This window comes from Acidicapsa ligni (assembly GCF_025685655.1).
Classification (GTDB): Bacteria; Acidobacteriota; Terriglobia; order Terriglobales; family Acidobacteriaceae; genus Acidicapsa; species Acidicapsa ligni.
In genome coordinates, this window is record NZ_JAGSYG010000001.1 from 253938 (window position 1) to 272800 (window position 18863).

14 protein-coding genes and 1 other RNA gene are annotated in these 18863 nt (G+C 57.0%); 4 read left to right on the top strand and 11 right to left on the bottom strand.

The window, feature by feature from the left end:
* Position 1 precedes the first annotated feature (1 nt).
* The gene (gene gatA, locus OHL19_RS01015; RefSeq protein ID WP_263355716.1) at positions 2-1465 is read right to left on the bottom strand and encodes an Asp-tRNA(Asn)/Glu-tRNA(Gln) amidotransferase subunit GatA; all 1464 of its coding nucleotides are present in this window, start codon (positions 1463-1465) and stop codon (positions 2-4) included.
* 75 nt (positions 1466-1540) lie between these two features.
* The gene (gene gatC, locus OHL19_RS01020) at positions 1541-1864 is read right to left on the bottom strand and encodes an Asp-tRNA(Asn)/Glu-tRNA(Gln) amidotransferase subunit GatC (RefSeq protein ID WP_263355717.1); all 324 of its coding nucleotides are present in this window, start codon (positions 1862-1864) and stop codon (positions 1541-1543) included.
* Between the two features lie 193 nt (positions 1865-2057).
* On the opposite strand from gatC, the gene OHL19_RS01025 reads away from it, so the two are divergent.
* From OHL19_RS01025 to OHL19_RS01040, 4 genes are all read left to right on the top strand, one after another.
* Positions 2058-3182, top strand: coding sequence for an alpha/beta hydrolase (locus OHL19_RS01025; protein ID WP_263355718.1), 1125 nt, complete (start codon positions 2058-2060; stop codon positions 3180-3182).
* Positions 3183-3233: 51 nt separating this feature from the next.
* A complete protein-coding gene (locus tag OHL19_RS01030; protein ID WP_263355719.1) occupies positions 3234-3971 on the top strand; it encodes a DNA-3-methyladenine glycosylase family protein in 738 nt (245 codons plus the stop codon).
* A 217-nt stretch (positions 3972-4188) separates the two neighbouring features.
* Complete coding sequence (locus OHL19_RS01035) at positions 4189-6696, top strand: DUF3536 domain-containing protein (protein WP_263355720.1); 2508 nt, start codon at positions 4189-4191, stop codon at positions 6694-6696.
* Between the two features lie 56 nt (positions 6697-6752).
* The gene (locus tag OHL19_RS01040) at positions 6753-9215 is read left to right on the top strand and encodes a formylglycine-generating enzyme family protein (protein ID WP_263355721.1); all 2463 of its coding nucleotides are present in this window, start codon (positions 6753-6755) and stop codon (positions 9213-9215) included.
* Between the two features lie 6 nt (positions 9216-9221).
* Here OHL19_RS01040 and OHL19_RS01045 read toward each other — a convergent pair whose 3' ends face one another.
* The 9 genes from OHL19_RS01045 to OHL19_RS01085 all read right to left on the bottom strand — a co-directional run bounded on the left by OHL19_RS01045 (position 9222) and on the right by OHL19_RS01085 (position 18702).
* Positions 9222-10334, bottom strand: coding sequence for a Rieske 2Fe-2S domain-containing protein (locus OHL19_RS01045; RefSeq protein WP_263355722.1), 1113 nt, complete (start codon positions 10332-10334; stop codon positions 9222-9224).
* A complete protein-coding gene (gene hpnI, locus OHL19_RS01050) occupies positions 10331-11563 on the bottom strand; it encodes a bacteriohopanetetrol glucosamine biosynthesis glycosyltransferase HpnI (RefSeq protein WP_263355723.1) in 1233 nt (410 codons plus the stop codon). Before hpnI ends, OHL19_RS01045 begins: the two co-directional genes overlap by 4 nt.
* A gap of 102 nt (positions 11564-11665) precedes the next feature.
* Entirely contained in the window at positions 11666-12925 is a 1260-nt protein-coding gene (locus tag OHL19_RS01055; protein ID WP_263355724.1) for an ABC transporter permease, read from the bottom strand.
* A gap of 78 nt (positions 12926-13003) precedes the next feature.
* Positions 13004-14230: an ABC transporter permease gene (locus OHL19_RS01060; protein ID WP_263355725.1), complete on the bottom strand. Its 1227-nt coding sequence runs from the start codon at positions 14228-14230 to the stop codon at positions 13004-13006.
* Between the two features lie 309 nt (positions 14231-14539).
* Positions 14540-14974 carry a dUTP diphosphatase gene (locus OHL19_RS01065; RefSeq protein WP_263355726.1) on the bottom strand — a complete coding sequence of 145 codons (435 nt, stop codon included), beginning with the start codon at positions 14972-14974 and terminating at the stop codon, positions 14540-14542.
* A gap of 91 nt (positions 14975-15065) precedes the next feature.
* Positions 15066-15552, bottom strand: an RNA gene (gene rnpB / locus OHL19_RS01070) — RNase P RNA component class A.
* A 151-nt stretch (positions 15553-15703) separates the two neighbouring features.
* The gene (locus tag OHL19_RS01075; RefSeq protein ID WP_263355727.1) at positions 15704-15997 is read right to left on the bottom strand and encodes a nucleotidyltransferase family protein; all 294 of its coding nucleotides are present in this window, start codon (positions 15995-15997) and stop codon (positions 15704-15706) included.
* 31 nt (positions 15998-16028) lie between these two features.
* Entirely contained in the window at positions 16029-17921 is a 1893-nt protein-coding gene (locus tag OHL19_RS01080) for a glycoside hydrolase family 2 protein (protein ID WP_263355728.1), read from the bottom strand.
* A 226-nt stretch (positions 17922-18147) separates the two neighbouring features.
* Positions 18148-18702: a hypothetical protein gene (locus tag OHL19_RS01085; protein WP_263355729.1), complete on the bottom strand. Its 555-nt coding sequence runs from the start codon at positions 18700-18702 to the stop codon at positions 18148-18150.
* Positions 18703-18863 lie beyond the last annotated feature (161 nt).

Genomic DNA, 18863 nt, shown 5'->3' on the forward strand with positions numbered 1-18863 from the left:
GTCAGGCCTGTGCGGTTTCCACGGCCCGCGCTACACGAAAGGCTGTTCCCTCGCCGAAGTGAGTCGCCAGCACCTGCATGCCTACGGGCAATCCGCTGGAGGTTGCGCCGCAGGGTACGGTTACACCGCAGATTCCTGCGAGGCTTGCCGTGACTGTGTAGATATCCGCCAGGTACATGGCCAGCGGATCGTCGGTCTTTTCACCCAGCTTGAATGCGGCTGTCGGAGCGGTGGGCGTGACAATCGCGTCCACGCCTGCAAATGCGGTCAGGAACTCTTCCGCCAGCAGGCGGCGGACCTGCTGCGCCTTCTTGTAGTACGCGTCGTAATATCCGGCGCTCAACGCGTAAGTGCCGAGCAGAATGCGCCGCTTCACTTCGGGTCCAAAAGCCTCTTCGCGTGACAGCTTGTACATCGATGCGAGGTTGGTGGCCCTGGGCGAGCGATAGCCGTAGCGCACACCGTCAAAGCGAGCCAGGTTGGCGCTGGCTTCGGCGGTGGCTACCAGGTAATAGGTCGGGATTGCATAGCTCGTATGCTTGAGGCTGATCGGTTTGATCTCGCAGCCAGCCGCTCGCAGGGCGTCGATACCAGTCTCGACGGCGGCGCGAACTTCCGGGTCCAGACCTTCGCCGAAATACTCCTGGGGGATGCCGATCTTCAGGCCCTTTACGTCCTTGTCCGACTCCGCCACATAATCGCCGACCGGCAGCCGGGAGCTGGTGGCGTCACTCGCATCATGCCCGGCGATCACGCCGAGAATCTCCGCGGCGTCGCGCACATTGCCCGCGAACGGGCCGACGCGATCCAGCGACGATGCAAACGCGATGAGTCCGTAGCGCGAGACGCGTCCGTAGGTGGGCAGGACGCCGACGACGCCGCAAAAGCTGGCTGGCTGGCGGATCGAGCCGCCGGTGTCTGTGCCCAGGGTGGCGACGGCGAGGTTCGCAGCGACGGCAGCAGCAGATCCGCCGCTCGATCCACCGGGAACGCGGTCGGTATCTACGGGATTGCGCACCGGGCCATAGGCCGAGTTCTCGTTGGACGAGCCCATTGCAAACTCATCGCAGTTGATTTTGCCCAGCAAAACTGCGCCTGCGGCCTGCAACCTGGCTACGGAAGTGGCATCGTAGGGTGGTTCATAGCCCTTGAGGATCGCGGAACCTGCGGTTGCCGGAGCGCCCCTGGTGACCAGCACGTCCTTGATGCCGAGAGGGATGCCTGCCAGAGGCGGCAACGGATCGCCCTTTGCCGCGAGCGCATCGACGCGCTCCGCTTGCTGTAGCGCTCGCTCTTTGGTGAGCGAAAGGTACACGTTCAACAGAGGATTATGCGCCTCAATACGCGCGTAATAATGCTCCGCCAGCGCGGTCGCTTTTGTCGTGCCTGAGGCAATGCCTGCGCGTAGCGCGGCGATCGTTGCAGGCTTCTCAACCAATGGTTCTGTGCTTGTCGTCTCAGTCATTTGGATGTCTCTTGATCCCTGATTTGATCGCGGATTGGTTCCCGGATTTGAATCCGGATTCGTGGTTCTTAATCTCTATCGCTCGATTACCTTGGGCGTTTTGAAGAATGTCCCATCGGTGTCCGGAGCCTGGCTCATCACCGCTGTCCGGTCGAGAGAGGGCCGCAGCGCGTCTGTCCGCAGTTCCGCACCGTGCCCGGCGTCTTGAATGGAATCGAGCAAGTCGCTTACCTGGGCCATTGGTTCAATGCCCTTGGTGTCCAGCTCGCTCAGTTGCGCAACGTATCCCAGGATCGCGTTGAGATCGCGTTGCATGCGCGGCTTTTCGTCCGCTTCCAGGTCCAGATTGGCCAGTTCGGCTACCCGTTCTACTTCTTCGATCGAAACATCTGCGCTCATCGGCACTCACCGTTGTGAAAGTCTTTTTCAAGAGTAAGTATAGAAGGTGTGCCGGCAGCAGCTGATGGCGGTGGAGTCTGGGCGGGAGATTCTTAATCTTAATCCAGGTGTGATCTGCTATCTTGATCGCGTTCTGTAATGATAAAGGCAAGCGCACACCAGTTCCTCTCGAATCAATTCCATGGAGTTTCCAATGCGCCATCTTTCCTCTCTGACACTCCTGTTTGCGGCGAGTTTTTCGACTGCGGTTTTTTACGGTGCGCAGCAGCCAGCGGCCGCTCCGGAAAAACCGGCTACTACTCCGCTGCCTGCCCATCAGCCGACTACGGCGGCGGATGCTCCGCAGCGTGACTCCAGCTTTATCGACGATCAGGGGCGTGCTCACGTTACGCGTATCGTTCCTGTTCCGAGCTATCTCAGCCGCCAGACTCGCTACTGGCTCTCGGAACCGATGTCGGACGCCGATCCACACGAGCCGCTCGCTCAGCGCCGCGCCGGCACGGACAAATGGGCACTGGGCGCGAGCAAGGAATGGCTCCGTCTTTATCCAGCCGAGCTAACGGAAGAAAAAATCGCGGGGGTTCCGGTGCGAATTATTGTGCCTGCCGACCTGCCTGCGGCCAACAAAGACAAGGTTCTGTTGAACCTGCACGGCGGGGGGTTCAACTCGGACTCCGGCAGCTATACCGAGACGATTCCCATGGCGGGGATGGCCAAAATCAAGGTGATTGCGGTGCTTTATCGTCTCGCTCCCGAGCATCCGTTCCCGGCGGCGCTTGACGATTCCATTGCGGTCTATCGCGAACTGCTCAAAACGCATAAGCCGGAGCAGATTGTGATCTACGGCACCTCTGCGGGCGCGATTCTCACTGGGGAAGTTGCCGTCAAACTCAAGCAGTCGGGGCTGCCTATGCCGGCGGCGCTTGGCATCTTCAGCGGCATGGGAGATTTCGCCCGCGCGGGAGATTCACTGGCGTTGTATTCTCTGCGCGGATTTTCGGGGCATCTCGACCCGCCGGATGACAATGCCCACGATCCGGAATATGTCGGCAGTCTCGATCCCAAAGATCCGGTGCTTTCGCCCATTTACGCCGATCTGCATGGAATGCCGCCGACTCTTTTTATCACCAGCGGGCGCGATTTACTGTTGAGCGGCACGATCAACCTGCACCGCGCCTTTTTGAATGCTGGAAATGACGCCAGGCTGGTGGTGTATGACGCACTTCCACATGCCTTCTGGTACAGCACCAAGCTTCCGGAGTCGCTTGAGGCCAATCACGTGATGGCTGATTTTATGGCGAAGCAGCTCGCGAAATAGCCGTCGCAATTCTGCAGAATTCTCTGGCCGGAAACTGGTTTTTCGGCCAGAGTGCCAGATACACTCATTGCCATGGTCCACAAAGGACGTCGCAAGCTCCCGTACGACCCCGAAGCAGCTCTCGATCATCTGCGCAAAGCCGATTCCAAGCTGGGCGCGCTGATTGACCGGGTACAAGTGACCTCTGGCGGCTTCGCTCTCGAGCTCGGCCACACGGGCACGCCTTTCACATCTTTGCTGGAATCGATCCTTTACCAGCAGCTACACGGCAAGGCGGCGGCGACGATTCACAAGCGCGTCCGGCTGCTCTATGGCGAGGACGATCCGCTCCCGCAGGCGCTGCTGGATACTCCGGAAGAGCTGCTGCGGGCTGCTGGTGTGTCGAGGAACAAGATCAAGGCGATGCGCGATCTGGCGACGCGGACCCTCGACGGAACTGTTCCCACGCACAAGGCTATTCTGCGCATGGAGAACGCCGAGATTATCGAGCGGCTTATTCAGGTCAAGGGCATCGGTACGTGGACGGTGGAGATGCTGCTCATTTTTCGACTTGGGCGACCTGATGTATTGCCGGTGACCGACTACGGGGTTCGCAAGGGATTTGCGCTGACTTTTCAGCGGATTCCGAAATCCCGCGCCTTAACCGTAGCCGATCTGCCTAAACCGGAAGTGATGCTCAGGCGGGCGAAGCGGTGGGCGCCTTATCGTTCGGTGGCGGCCTGGTATATGTGGCGGGCATGCGACCTGGCGATACTGGATAAAAAGATCCCGGAGAAGACATCCGCTTGAGAACTGGCTTTACCGGACTGGCCATACAGGGCGATGTTTCATTGGATAGTTCAAGAGATGGTTCAGGAGATAGTTCAATAGCGAACACTTCTGCCCGTTTCCTGCCAGCATCTGGCTAAGATCTGTCAGGATCTATCCGTCGTTAATCCACCGCCGAAGCAATTGCTCGTAGAATACGTTCAGCGGTCGTGCCGACCTGCTTGAGGAATCCGCCCTGATGGCCACTGCCAAGCACTTCGTCTGCATCCACGGACATTTCTACCAGCCCCCTCGCGAAAACCCCTGGTTGGAGACTGTCGAGACGCAGGACTCCGCCGCGCCGTATCACGATTGGAATGAGCGTATCTGCGCCGAGTGTTATGCGACGAATGGCGCTGCGCGCATCGTGAATACCGAGAATCAGATCACGCGCATCCTGAACAACTACGCCCGCATGAGCTTTAACTTTGGTCCGACTCTGCTGAGCTGGCTGTCGGAGAATGCGCAACGGACTTACCAGATGATTCGGGATGGCGAACGCCGCAGCCGCGAAGTTTTCGACGGCCACAGCTCGGCTATGGCGCAGGTCTACAACCACATCATCATGCCCCTGGCCAACGAGCGCGATCGTCTTACGCAGATTCGCTGGGGGATTGCGGACTATAAGCACCGTTTTGGGGTTGCTCCGGAAGGAATGTGGCTCGCGGAAACGGCCGCAGACAAGAGAACACTGGAGTTAATGGCCGAAGAGGGTGTACTTTTCACGGTACTCGCGCCACGGCAATGCCAGAGTGTACGCCCGATTGCGGCGGCCAAGGCTGCCGGCGATCCATCCCCGGCAACGCCGGAACGGATCGGTACTCCCAATGCCAGCGTCGATACCACCCACCCCTACCTGATTCGATTTGACTCGGGAAAATCGCTGGCTGTCTTTTTTTACGATGGTCCGACCTCGCGCGCGGTCGCTTTTGAAGGGCTGCTGGACTCCGGCGAGGGCTTTGCTGCGCGGCTTAAGCAGGGATTTCGCGAAAACAATCAGCCGCAACTTGTTCACATCGCAACCGACGGCGAAAGCTACGGACATCACCATCGGCACGGAGAAATGGCGTTAGCGTATGCCTTGCGATTGCTGGAGCAGGACAAGAACACCAAGCTGATCAACTACGGTAGTTTTCTCGCGCAGTTTCCGCCGCAATGGGAGGCGGAAATTTATGACAACTCCTCGTGGAGCTGCGATCACGGCGTGGAGCGCTGGCGCTCGAACTGCGGCTGCAATGGGGGCAAGGCGGGATGGAATCAACTTTGGCGCGCTCCGCTGCGCGAGGCATTGGACGCTCTGCGCGATGCGGTCGCACCTCTTTCTGAGAAGATCGGCAGCACGCTGTTCAAAGATGTGTGGGCGGCCCGCGATGGATATATCGATGTCATTCTCGATCGCGGATTGGAAAGCGTGGAGCGTTATTTCGCGATGTATCAGAGTCATCCGCTTACCGACGAAGAGCGCATTCGTGCCCTTGGGCTGATGGAAATGCAGCGCCACACGCAGTTGATGTACACCAGTTGCGGATGGTTCTTCGACGACATTTCCGGCATTGAAACGGTGCAGATTATTGCGTATGCTGCACGGGTTATTCAACTGGCGCAGGAGCTGTTTGAAAAGGATGCGCACGGCCTCGAAGTGCAGTTCCTGGAGAAGCTGGCGCTGGCCAAGTCCAATGTGCCTTCAGCAGGGGACGGAGCCCGCATCTATGCGCAACAGGGCCTGGGAATGGAGCTTGGACTGGAGCAGGTGGCTGCGCATTATGCCATCAGTTCTGTCTTTTCGACCTTTGCCGATGAGACTGAAATTTTCTGCTATCGCATTCATCGCATTTCGTATGAGATTTTCACTTCGGGCCGGGGACGCGTTGCGCTTGGACGGGCGCGGGTCGCTTCTGGCATTACAGGGCAGAGCCAGATGTTCTCTTTTGCGGTGCTTCATTTTGGCGACCAGAACATCACGGCGGCGGTTAAGGCTTATTTGAATGAGGATGCCGAGTCTTTTGAGAAGGTGACTGCGCAGACCCGCGAGCAGGTGCTGCACGCCAACTTCCCTGAAGTGATTCGCGTGCTGGATCGCTTCTACGAGCTCGACTACTCGCTTCCTTCGCTCTTCCGCGACGAGCAGAGACGCATTCTGCAACTTATCCTCAACTCCACGCTTTGGGATTTGGAAAACTCGCTCAAGAACATCTACGACGATCATGCGACGTTGTTGCATTACCTGTCGCAGGCCGGGCTGCCGAAACCTCCGGCGTTGGCGCTGGCAGCGGGATTTGCGGTTAACTCCGGATTGCGCCGAGCGCTTGAGTCCGACCCTGTCGATCTATCTTCGTTCCGTTCTTTCCTGTCGATGTCGCATGCCGATGAGATCGAGTTGGACACGCCGACCTTGTCTTATATTGCCGACCTGCGCATGAAGCGAGCGATGCTTGAGTTACAGATGTCGTCCGGCTCTATGGATATTCTGGACCGCACGCTGAATCTGGCTCGCTTACTGACGGAACTTCCTTTTGAACTGAACCTGTGGCAGGCGCAAAATCTCTGGTACGAAATTTTGCGTAGCTCCACTTTTGCACTTACGGCTCATGGTGTTGAAGATCGCCCACGGTGGACTCGGGATTTCAATGAACTTGGTTGCTGCCTTTCAATCGCCTGCGACGTCATAACAGCGGAAGAACCAACTGCTGTCACGACCGGAGATTGATCGTGTAGTCTCATCTCAGTTGAAAATTTTGCCCCACACGAGGAGCCTGAGCCCCTGTGATCCATTCTTTTTTGAAACGTTTTAAATTGGTCGCCTTTTCTCTTGGTTTTGCCTGCTGCGTGGCCGGTAGTGCAGGTCATGCGCAGGATGTTTTTTATAGCCCGCAAGGCGAGCAGATTCCCGGCCCAAACTGCGATTCTGTTCCCTCTGAGGATGGCGGCAAGGCACGCACATGCCTGCCGCACGAGTTCTCCGGATGGCTCTCCGATGTGCGTCACTGGCGCAGTGAACGCAAGGTGCGCGTTGGTTACGGAGCCGCCGAGGCAGCGGATTACGAGCGACCGGAGCTGAAGTGGACGCAGTCCAGTTTCATCCAGCCGCAGATGATGGTGCATGATCTTTATTTCTACGATGCCGCCACGCAGAAATACACCGTGGACAAGTATCTTGCTGACTTACAAACGAGATACGGCGGCATCGACAGCGTGCTGATCTGGCATACCTATCCCAACATCGGCATTGACGACCGCAACCAGTTCGACATGCTGAGGGATCTTCCCGGCGGCATCCCTGGTGTCAAAGCGATGGTGGATGAGTTTCATCATCGTGGAGTAAAGGTTTTGTTTCCCGTGATGGTGTGGGATCAGGGTACGCGCGAAGAAGACGGATCGATGTGGGATGCCCTGGACAAGGAGCTGGTAGCGATTGGGGCCGACGGTATCAACGGGGACACGCTGGATGGAATGCCGAGGGTTGTTTCTTCCACCTCGATTGCGCTCAAGCATCCTCTGGCTCTTGAGCCTGAGGTGGGCCTTGCTGCCGATGAAATGGTGGCTTACAACACGCTTTCATGGGGATATTGGAAGTACGAATTTACCCCTGCGGTGAGCCGCTACAAGTGGCTGGAGACGCGGCACATGGTCAACGTCAGTGACCGTTGGGCGCATGACCATCTCGACAATCTGCAGGCTGCTTTCTTCAACGGCGTAGGGTTTGAAAGTTGGGAGAATATCTGGGGTATCTGGAACCAGCTCACTCCTCGCGACGCGGAGACGATACGCCGTATATCGCTGATAGAGCGCGCCTTTTCTGCGCAGCTTGTTTCTCCGGATTGGGAGCCGCATACGCCGACACGCACCTATGGCGTCTTTGCCAGTAAATGGCCGGCGAATGGACAGACGCTTTGGACGCTGGTGAATCGGAATGCCTATGCAGTGGACGGTGGGCAGTTACGCATTCCCGTGGTTGCCGGAGCACACTACTACGATCTGTGGCACGGCGAAGAGATACAGCCCTCGAACGAAGATGGTGAGCTTGTACTTTCGTTTTCGATGGAAGCGAACGGGTACGGCGCGATATTGGAGACTGCGGAGATTTCGCCTGCAACGACCGCTCTGCTGACGCAGATGAAGACGCTGGCCGAGAAGCCTCTGCAATCTTTTTCCCGCGAATGGAAGACGATTCCGCAGACGCTTGTTCCCATTGATCCGACTGAGCCGGTGGCTAAAGAATCGAAGAAAGAAACCAAGGATATGGTGCGCATTCCGGCTGGCGATTTCAACTTCCGCGTGAACGGAATTGAGATCGAGGGCATGGATGACGAGGGCGTGGATGTGCAGTATCCGTGGGAAAACTCAGCACGGCGCTTTCATGATCACTTCATGCATGTGCACTCCTTTTGGATGGATAAGTATCCAATCACCAACATTGAGTTCAAGCGCTTTCTGGATGCAAGCAATTACGCACCAGCGGATACGCATAACTTCCTGCGCGACTGGGTAAACGGGACTTATCCCAATGGCTGGGCGAATAAGCCGGTGACGTGGGTTTCCATTGAAGACGCTCGCGCGTATGCAAAGTGGGCTGGCAAGCGCCTGCCGCATGAGTGGGAGTGGCAATACGCGGCACAGGGTACCGATGGCCGCAGATACCCGTGGGGCAATCTTGAGGGCCCTGCTACGCCGCCTCCCGCTACGATGACGACAAATCCGGAAGCTGTTGCTCAGATTGCTGGCTTGCCCGCTGCTCAGACGGCTGCTCAGGCGAATGGGGTTATTCCTGCCGCTCCTGCCACCGGTTCAACTGCTACCCCATCAGGCCCGGTAGTCCAGCAGCCGGGTTCGCAAACTGCAAGCGCACCTGGCGAGGCCGCAGTTCCCGCTCCCTGCCCTGATTGCCCGGCGATTGTTTTTGGCTCGACGCCTAATCCGGATAAAGGCCGGGAGATGCTGCCTGCCAGCGATGTGCGCGTTCATCCGCGTGGAGCCAGCCCGTTTGGCGTAATAGATCTTGTCGGCAACGTCTGGCAGTGGACGGATGAGTACCACGATGAACACACGCGTTTCGCTGTTTTACGCGGAGGCAGTCACTATCAGCCGCAGGGTTCGCGATGGTATTTTCCGCAGGCCTATGAACTCAGCCAGCATGGGAAATATCTGTTGATGGCGCCTGGTTTGGATCGCTCGGGGACCGTCGGCTTCCGTTGCGTAAAAGACACTCTGGATAAGGATGAAAAGTAGTTCTACTTAGCTGCGCCAGTGCAACTCGACGGGACCATCCATTGGATGCCGGTTGGTTTCGTCGAGACGGGCCTGCTTGAGTGCGAAGTACCACTTGGCCGGCTTGTCGGCATCGTCGATCAACATCAGGCTGGGGTTGTGCCGCAACCCCTCGGCCTGCTGAATCATCGTGATCTGGTCCTGACGTACGAACTTCGCTCCGAAGAACTTCGCAATCGGCGTGACGAATGGCACACGGTAAAAGACGTTCCACGCCGCTACAACATCGATGCGGCATGTGGAGGCTGTGACTGGCGTGACGGTGGTCAGGCTGGTGAACCACTTTGGGCCGCAGCGAATCGTTTCCCAGCGGCGGTTGGGCAGCACGAAGTCAATGGTGGTCTCTACCGGCTCGCCGTAGACGCCGAGTAATTTATACGGAGCGGAGTTGCCGCTGGGCGCGTGTGCTGCCATGCGGAAGCCTTCGGGAATCGGTTCGAAGCGCTTGGTCTTTTCGCGAATCGATGCACGCGAACGCCACCACCAGGCCTGATGTACGAATGGACCGTGTGCGGGATCCATGAGGCCGATGATGCCGTGATCCACGTTGCAGGGGAGATCGGCGGTGAGGTGGGCGGTGCGATATCTGTCGCTGAATTTGGTCAGCTCCGGCACTGGCCGCAGCTCAGAGATATCGGATTTGCGGCCTGCACCTGGGCCGGGAATGTAGACCCATGCATAACCATCCCGCTCAACGCAGGGGTAGGCTGAGGCGAAGATGCGTGTTGCGTCCAGCTTGTCGAAGCTTGAGAGCGATGGAATCGTCTGGCACTGCCCGCTGCAGGGCTCGAACTCCCAGCCATGATAGCGACAGGTCACTCGTTCGCCATCGAACCAGCCTACGCTCAGTGGAATGCCGCGGTGGGGGCAGCTATCGCGCATGGCGAAGATGCGTCCGTCTTTGCGGCGACCAAGCACGAGCGGAAGATCGAGCAGCATGGCGGTCTTGAGTGTTTTGCCCTTGAGTTGATCGGAGCGCAGCGCCGGATACCAGTCGTCATAGATCAACGTCGCTGTCGGGCCCTGGGCTGGCTGGCCTGCCGGGGTGATCGTCGTGAGTGTCTGGCTGGGCGCCGTCATTTGCTTCTCACCTTAGCATCCTGATCAGCATCCTGGTCGCGGTGGGTCGCGATAGGTTGAACCAATTGCCCGTTACGCAGCACAAAGCGCTCGCCACGCCATACGATGGTATTCCCCGCGAAGCTCCAGATCCAGATGGCGAAACCTATGGCATCCCGCAGCGGGAGCAGCAGGAGATATTGCAACACCTGCCGGTCGGCCAGAACACCCGCGCCCACCTGCATAGCTGTGCCAAGACGCAGGAAGAACACGAGCACAAACAGCCAGAGACTCAGGAGGCTTGCGCCCGATGCGAGCACGTTGATTGCAGCCAACGACAGGATGTGGGTAAAGATGAGCCCGACGTACCCCCAGCGGCGACTGTCGCGTACGGTCCTGGCCCAACGCAACTGGTGATTGCAGAAGCCTGTCCAATCATAGGCAGGGACGCTGGTTTCGACTACCTCTGTGGCCAGGCGAACTCCGTAACCGGCGCGGTCAATTCGCGCACCCATCTCGTAGTCGTCTGCGAGCTGATCTACCAGGGCCTCAAAACCACCAGCGGCTGCGAGTGCTTCGCGGCGAACGGCGAGTGTCGAACCGAGGCCGAAGTGGATGCCGCGCTCGATGAGTTTTGCGGTGAGTACGCCTGCCTGAAAATCTGTCGCTATCCCGAGTGCTTCGAGAATAGAGCCGAATGTTTTGTGGGCGCGTCCGCGATAAAGCGCGGTCACCATTCCGACGGCTTTGCCTGCGGAAAGCGGCGCGGCGAACTGACGCATAACTCGTTCTAGATAACGTGGCGAAACGAGAATATCGGAATCGTTGATCAGCAGGAACTCATGCTGTGCGTGAGGCAGCATCTGGATCAGGTTGGAGACTTTGCCGTTGGTGCCGAGGCGCTCGGGACAGATCACGAACTTGATCCTGCGCTCGGGAAATTCAGCGATGAGACGATGCACTGCTTCGACTGCTGGATCGTCGTGGCTGCCTGCACCGAAGAGCAGTTCGTAGTCGCCTGCATACTGTTGCAGGCAATGGCTACGGAAGGCCTCGTACATGCCTGGGTCAAGTCCTTTGACCGGTTTGAAGATGCTGATGGGCGGCGCAAACTCCGGCAGCTTTTGTCGCGCATATAGCCTGAAACTCACGGCTGAGACGAGTACCAATAAGCAATAACCCATGCTGGCCACGACGAGTATAGTCGTTGCAATTTGCAGCAGGTGCGCGAGTGTGGTCAAGGCTTCCATGTGCTCTGCTACCAGTGTAGCGAAGCCGCACAAGGCAGTTGCACAAGGCAATGGGGAGGCTGTGTGACGAGCCTCCCCATTGTGTTGGTTTAATGGAGATTTTTATTCGTAGCGAAGTGCTTCGATGGGATCGAGATTGGCGGCCTTCCACGCAGGATAGATGCCGAAGAGCAGGCCTATTCCGCAGGCAACGCCAAAGCCGAACAGCACCCAGAATGTGGACAGCGAGGCGGGAAGGCCGATGGGCAGGAAGTAGACGATCCAGGTGATTATCGCGCCAACGAGCACTCCGACCACACCGCCGACGGCGCACAGTGTAACTGCCTCCGTGGTGAACTGCGTCATGATGGTGCGCTTGGTCGCGCCGAGGGCTTTGCGGATGCCGATTTCACGCGTTCGCTCGGTCACAGAGACAAGCATGATGTTCATCACGCCTACGCCGCCAACCATCAGACCTACGCTGGATACGGCCAGCATGAAGAGCCGCAGTCCCCAGGTGAGTTGATCCCATAAACGCGAGAGCGAGTCCGGCCCGAAGATTTCGAAATTATCCTCAGCCTGCACCTTTACCTTGCGACGCACGCGCAGTAGTTCGCGGATCTCTTCTTCGACCAGGCCCTTGTTTTTAGGGTCGTCATATTTCACGCTGACCCAGACATTTTTTTCTTCGGGGTGGAGATTTTCAAATGTTCCGAGCGGGAAAAAAACTGCGTTGTCCTGGGGATTTTTGCCTCCGCCAAAAGGCTGCTTGCGCTTATCGAGTACGCCGATCACGGTGTATAGACTGGTCTCGATGTTGACGTCTTTGCCTACGGCAGGCTGATCGCCAAAAAGCTCTTCCCATGTGTCGTGGCCCAGAACAACCACTTTGGCGCGGCGATCATCCTCATCCTCCGTAAAGAATCGCCCTTCAATCAACGCCAGATCGTTCACTTCTGCCATCTGCGCGGTGTCGCCTTGCAGGAGAGTTCCGGCGACCTTTTTGCCGTTGTATTTCACAGAGACATCGCCGACGCGGAACTGCTGGCTCTTTACATATTGCTTGCCGCCATCGGCCGCAACCACATGCGGAAGCTTGCGCAGAGCGATTACATCATCGAGAGTAAGTTTTTTGCGTGTGAGCTGTTCGGTCGTGGGGCGCACTCCGATAACTGGCAGATGAAAGACCCAAAAGACATTGCTGCCGAGTGAACTGACGAAGTCGCCGACGCGATTATTCAATCCATTAATGACCGAAGAGATCGTAATGACCGTGGTGACGCCGATTACGATGCCCAGAATCGTCAGCCCGGAGCGCAGCTTGTTTACGCGCAGAGTCTCCAGCGCCATTCTTACCGATTCTCGTGCCTGTCCTTGTGCCATAAAAACAGCTCCTAGCCTCTAGCTTTTAGCCTCTAGCCGAAGCCTTTAGCTGAAAGCTAAAAGCTAGAAGCTGTTTTCTCACATCTCCGATCGCAGTGCTACGATCGGGTCCAGTTTTGCGGCTTTGCTGGCGGGATACACCCCGAAGAAAATACCCGTTCCCGCGGCCATGAACAGGCCGAGCAGAACGGAGCCGAGTGAAACCGAGACCGATACATCGAAGATGAGCGTGATTAACTCTGCTACGCCAATACCGAACAGGATGCCGATTGCGCCGCCCAGCGTGGCCATCAGCGCGGACTCGATCAGAAACTGCATCAGCACATCTTTTTGCCGCGCTCCGAGCGCCTTGCGTACGCCTATTTCGCGGGTACGTTCTGTCACGGACACAAGCATGATGTTCATGATGACGATGCCGCCGACTACCAGAGAAATTGAAGCCAGGCCAAGCACGATGAAGGTAAAGAGCTGGCTGATCTGCTTCCAGATTTCGAGGAATGTATCGTTGGTTTCAAGCTGAAAACTGTCTGGCGCATCTGGAGCATCATGCCTGCGGGTACGCATGATCACGCGGGCTTCGTCTTCTGCGCGCTCCATCACCTTGGCATCGCCGTTGGCACGGCCGTAGACGGTCATTGAATCATTGCTGCCGTAGGTGTGCTGGTAGGTTGTGATTGGCACTGAAACCCAATTGTCCTGCGACTGGCCAAAGGTCTTGCCTTGCCGCTCGCCCACTCCAACAATGATGTACGGCACTCCGTCGACGCGAATTTCTTTGCCGAGCGGATCGCCATCTCCGAGAAGATTGTCGACGATGTCGTAGCCTACGACGACGTTGTGCGTGGCATGGTCTTCGTCTGCCTGTGTAAAGGCGCGGCCGAGGGCGATATTGATGTTATTCAGAGAAAACATCGTGGAGGTGTATCCGCGCACTTCTGTATCCGTGCTGGATTGGCCGTTGTGCACCACGTTGGTGCTTTTCGAGAGCAGCGCGCCTACTTCTTTGCAGGAAGTGCAGCCGTCCTTGATTGCCTGGTAGTCCTCAAGCCGGACGATCTTGCGTTTTTGAAAGCGGAAGTAATCCTCTGCGCTGAAGATAACGGCGGCCTGACGGGAGACGGTAAAAACGTCGGCTCCGTATCCGGAGAGTTTGGTTCCCATATAGTCGTTGGCGGTGTTGGTCAGGGTGATGACCATAATCACCGAGGCCACGCCCATCACCACGCCAATCAGCGTCAAGATGGAGCGCAGCTTGTTAGCCCACAACGACTGCAGTGCGAGTTTGACAGCTTCGCTGAATTGCATGGGATTCGTCCCTTACTTTACTGCCAGCAAAGCCTCGGCGCTGCTGGGAGTTCTTCCGATGAGTCTAGCAGCGCCCGCGCGGCCAGGATTCAGCTATTCTTAGTGCCCTGGCGGTAGCTCTGACTAGAGACTACGCATTCAAAGGCAATCCGGTTCCGGTTTGCCGGAAGTATCGCTTGAACGATTACCAGAACGATGACCAGAGCTATCCCCAGAATGGTGGGCTCGGGGACGGACTAACCTCTTGAGCGTAAAAAGGCAGGATGAGGGATGCTCATCCTGCCTTTTGTTTTTGGGTACAGATCGGAACTATTTCCCGGAGCTGCCGAAGCCTTTTGCCAGACGGCTGGAATCCGCCAGATCTTCGACTTGCTTTACTTTGCCGGTCAGGACCGGTACGGGGATCATCTGGGCTATTTTGTCACCGGCGTTGAGGCGGATGGCTTCCTCGGTCAGATTGGTCAGCAGGATCTGAATTTCGCCGCGATAGCCTGCGTCGATAACCCCGCCAGTCACGGCGATTCCTTTGGAGGCCATCGAGGAGCGGTCACGCACCAGCAATCCCAGGCCGGCTCCGGTCTCCGGATGCCGGGCTTCGACGGCGATTCCTGTCTTTACGCGCACGGATTGCCCAGCCCAAAGCTCGGTCGCCTCCAGCGCAAATACGTCGTATCCAAGATCTTCACCCGGATGTGCGACTTCAGGTATCCGGGCTCCTTCAGCGAGTAATTTCACCAATAGCATTTATCCATCCTACGATGGGGAGCGGCTAAAAGCTGAAAGCTGCTCTTAAACAGGCCGACCCCGCCAGGTTTACCCTGGCGGGGTCGTCACTTTAGCAAAAGAGCCTGTAAGCCGAATTCTGTCGTGTGCGGTCATTCCTCTAGACGCCGCGTTACCGCGGACGTTCATCAGCAACCTACCCGGAGGTTTCGGCACTAGCTTGAACCGCCTGTCGCGTATCGGGCCGATACGCCGCACCGCCCGGTTCTACAGGCCTTGGTGCGTCCCTCCCTATTTGGTCTTGCTCCGTGTGGGGTTTACCCTGCCCGCTGCCTTACGGCAGCAGCGGTGCGCTCTTACCGCACCTTTTCACCCTTACCCCGGCGCGAAAGGAGCAAGCTCCCTTCGGGCTGTCGGACCTGATCCGCGAGGATCAAGCCGAGTAACCGAGGCGGTTTGTTTTCTGTGGCACTGGCCGTCCATGAGCCTTGAAGCTCACGTCCCGGACGTTATCCGGCACACTGCCCTGCGGAGTTCGGACTTTCCTCCCCCGATTTACTCCTTGCGGAGAAACCGGCAGCGACCGCCCAGCTCCCTTGCTATTGCTATCTTAACGAAATGCTTAGCTCCTGTGATTTATTACGATCACAATTCTGTTAGATTATCTTTCAGCTTTTGAGGACTGGGATCGATTTTTGACGAAACGCTTCCAGCATGGGAAGCAAATAATCCTTTGATCAGTATTCATGCTTATTCATAGCGATGACGCCTCGCCAAAGCCTTATCTCGAAAACGAGGATGCAACTCCCCTACAGAGTGAAGGTCAACTTTGACACCAGTGACCCTCGCCAGATCATCCTGCACTTTAACCATCGTTAACAGGCCCGTCCGAGGGCCAGGATCAACGAGAATATCCAGATCGCTCTCCTCGTTGTCCTCCCCCCGCACTACCGAACCAAATACTCGCGGATTCCCCATCCCAGCCTCAAGCACGAGCTGGCAAATCGTATCGCGATGCAATAACAATGCTTCGGACGGCCTCATACAACAATCTCAACTCGAAACGCGTGAAATGCTATTCAGCTTTCCCTACCAGCTTTTCCTTGTACTCTTTCTGCAAGACGAAGAAAGCTTGCTTCTTTACGCCCTGGTCGCTGATCAGGCCCTTGCGATTGAAGTAATCCTGTACGCCCTGCAGCACGCGGTTGGGCGAGCGGAAATCCATCAGCACCCACGGGCTCATGCCGCGTAGCTGCGGAATGCGATTGAGCATTCCGAACTGGTGGCGGAAGATGCTGGCCTGGTACTCCTCTGTCCAGCGTTCGTCTTCTTTGCCGTGCAGGCCTGCTTTTGCGTCACCGCCGAATTCGCTCATGATCAGCGGCTTGTCGTAGCTGATCTTCCAGTCCGTCGTATCCGCGGTCTCAGGATGTTGTTCATACCAGCCGATGTACTCGTTTGTTCCGATTACATCCAGATATTTCCCGAGTGGGTCATCGACAACTTTTGTCGACCGATTTCCATTGGGCTCGGTATGCACGAGCAACGCAGCGGTGATCAGCCGCGTCGGATCGAGCTCGCGCGCATGGGCGGCAAGGTCGCTGATGAACTTGGTGCGCGCATCGTTCAGCGGAGTCTCATTGGCCATGGACCAGAGAATGACTGCCGCATGATTGCGCTGCGTGCCGATCAGTTCATCCAGTTGATGCTGTGCCTTTGCATAAACCTCGGGCTTCTCAAACTGCACCGCCCAATAGACCGGGCTCTCTGCCCAGACGAGAAGCCCCATGCGGTCGGCCGCACGCAGCATGGTTTCGTCATGCGGATAATGCGCCAGGCGCACGTAGTTCGCGCCAAGCTCTTTGGCCCAGCCCAGTAGAGTTTCCGCATCCTTGTCTGAATAAGCGCGGCCTGTGCGATACGGCGCCTCGGCATGGATGCAGATGCCGCTTAGGAAAATTGGCTTGCCGTTGAGCAGAATCTCTGTTCCGCGTACCTCGATGGTGCGAAAACCAATTTCTTCGTCGACGGAATCCGTTGTACCCCCGTTGGCAGCACTGATCTGCACTTTATAGAGCTTCGGCGATTCAGGGGACCACAGCTTGAGTCCCGGTGCGCTCGCCCGGATGGTGATCTTGATTCCCCCGCCAGGCGTTGTGTCATCCGGCTGCCCGGCTCCCATTGTCGACACTACTCCCAACTCTGGAATTGCAATCTTCGCAACACCACCCTTTGTGCCCGAGAGATGTACCCAGCCCTCAACGATTCCGGGTTCAGTCTTGCTGAGATGGACGTCGTATTGATCAATGAACACATCGGGGACGGTGATGAGCGAGACCTCGCGGGTGAGGCCGCCGTAGTTAAACCAATCTGTCTTGATGGTGGGAACGCCATCTTCGTGGCGCGTATTGTCCACAACGGCGATGACAAAGTTGCTACCGGCATGGACAGCCGCAGTGACGTCGCAGTTGAAGGCAGTGAATCCGCCCTCGTGCTCGCAGACCTTTTGCCCATTGACCCAGAAGATTGATTTGTAATTTGCCGCGCCGATGCGGAGAAACGTACGTGTATGCGGCTTTGGCTCAAAACTAAAGTCTTTTTCGTACCACATCGGTCCTTCATAGAAGAACAGTTGCTGCTGTTGCGTGTTCCAATCGCCGGGAACCTTGAGCGTAGGCGCCTTGGAAAAGTCATACTCCACTGGACCGGTGTCGCCTGATTTGGGCTTCTGATTCCGGAACCAGCCATCGGGATTTTCCGCTCCATGAAAGCCGTACAGGCCGCTGAAATACGGGTCCACGATGTAGTGCCATTCGCCGTTCAACAACTGCGCAGGCCGCCGATCCGCGCCTGTAATTACGATGGGTGGCGCGACGGTGGATACAGCTTGTGCAGAGGCGATTGCGGTTCCCGAAAGCAGAGCGGCAACAAATAAAAAGGCAGGCAGGCGCAGCATAAATTGCTTCATTAAAAGTCCTCAATATCGGATGTATCGAGCGGTGTAAGAATGGCGAAAGGTGCAGAGACTTTGCCGCAGATCGTACGCGCGCGGCCGCCGTTTGCGAGAAAGCTCATCCTACAATCCGCCACGCCAGCCTGTATACCGTCGTTCGATTGCAACTGGCCGCACGCAAAAAAACAGACAGGGCCTTTCCGATCGGAAAGGCCCTGTCTGCATTGAGTTTTGATCTTATCTACTGATCGCCCAGGTACTGCACGTGGACATAGGTGCCCAGTCGCTCGTTGTATGCGAGATACCAGCCGGGATGGTCGGGATCGTCGTAGATTACGATGTCATCGCCGCCCCACAGCCAGCCGTCGGTGTAGTCCACATCGAAGGGAGCGACGTCGAAATAATACCCGCCGAACCAGAACCGTCCCGGGCCGCCACCGCGCAGACGCCAGGTATGACCCGGCCCGAATCCCCCGGTAAAGTGCCCGTGCGCGTATGGGTGATCCAGGTGATAATGAGGATCATTTTTCCCGGTATCGTGGCCTATCCAGTTATCGTGACCGTGATCGCTGTCCACATGAGGCGCATCGGGATGACCTTGCTGATCGCTGAAGTTATGGTGCTGTTCCGGCGCGCGGGGAGTACCGTGAAACTCCGCTGGCCCGTGTGAGGGCGGGTGCGATGGCGGATGGCCACCAGCCGGATGTCCGCCGCCGGGATGCTGTGCCAGCGAGGGCAGACCTGCGAACAGAAACAGAGTCAGCGCACTGAGAGCTAATTTCAGATGAACTTTCATGTCTTCCTCCCGGGCAATATGTACCGCGATTCGATGAAACCGATACGATGTACCCGCCCAATTCTAGTTACAGGAAACACTATCGGCTACAGGGAATTGTTTCTTAGAGAGGAAATTGTGACGCAGGTAACATGACTCTGACCACGAATCCGATGCGATCC

What these genes read in the sequence shown, in the direction of transcription:
- gatA (WP_263355716.1), bottom strand. Translation starts at nt 1,465, where the DNA reads ATGACTGAGACGACAAGCACAGAACCATTGGTTGAGAAGCCTGCAACG.
- gatC (WP_263355717.1), bottom strand. Translation starts at nt 1,864, where the DNA reads ATGAGCGCAGATGTTTCGATCGAAGAAGTAGAACGGGTAGCCGAACTG.
- OHL19_RS01025 (WP_263355718.1), top strand. Translation starts at nt 2,058, where the DNA reads ATGCGCCATCTTTCCTCTCTGACACTCCTGTTTGCGGCGAGTTTTTCG.
- OHL19_RS01035 (WP_263355720.1), top strand. Translation starts at nt 4,189, where the DNA reads ATGGCCACTGCCAAGCACTTCGTCTGCATCCACGGACATTTCTACCAG.
- OHL19_RS01045 (WP_263355722.1), bottom strand. Translation starts at nt 10,334, where the DNA reads ATGACGGCGCCCAGCCAGACACTCACGACGATCACCCCGGCAGGCCAG.
- hpnI (WP_263355723.1), bottom strand. Translation starts at nt 11,563, where the DNA reads ATGGAAGCCTTGACCACACTCGCGCACCTGCTGCAAATTGCAACGACT.
- OHL19_RS01055 (WP_263355724.1), bottom strand. Translation starts at nt 12,925, where the DNA reads ATGGCACAAGGACAGGCACGAGAATCGGTAAGAATGGCGCTGGAGACT.
- OHL19_RS01060 (WP_263355725.1), bottom strand. Translation starts at nt 14,230, where the DNA reads ATGCAATTCAGCGAAGCTGTCAAACTCGCACTGCAGTCGTTGTGGGCT.
- OHL19_RS01065 (WP_263355726.1), bottom strand. Translation starts at nt 14,974, where the DNA reads ATGCTATTGGTGAAATTACTCGCTGAAGGAGCCCGGATACCTGAAGTC.
- OHL19_RS01075 (WP_263355727.1), bottom strand. Translation starts at nt 15,997, where the DNA reads ATGAGGCCGTCCGAAGCATTGTTATTGCATCGCGATACGATTTGCCAG.
- OHL19_RS01080 (WP_263355728.1), bottom strand. Translation starts at nt 17,921, where the DNA reads ATGAAGCAATTTATGCTGCGCCTGCCTGCCTTTTTATTTGTTGCCGCT.
- OHL19_RS01085 (WP_263355729.1), bottom strand. Translation starts at nt 18,702, where the DNA reads ATGAAAGTTCATCTGAAATTAGCTCTCAGTGCGCTGACTCTGTTTCTG.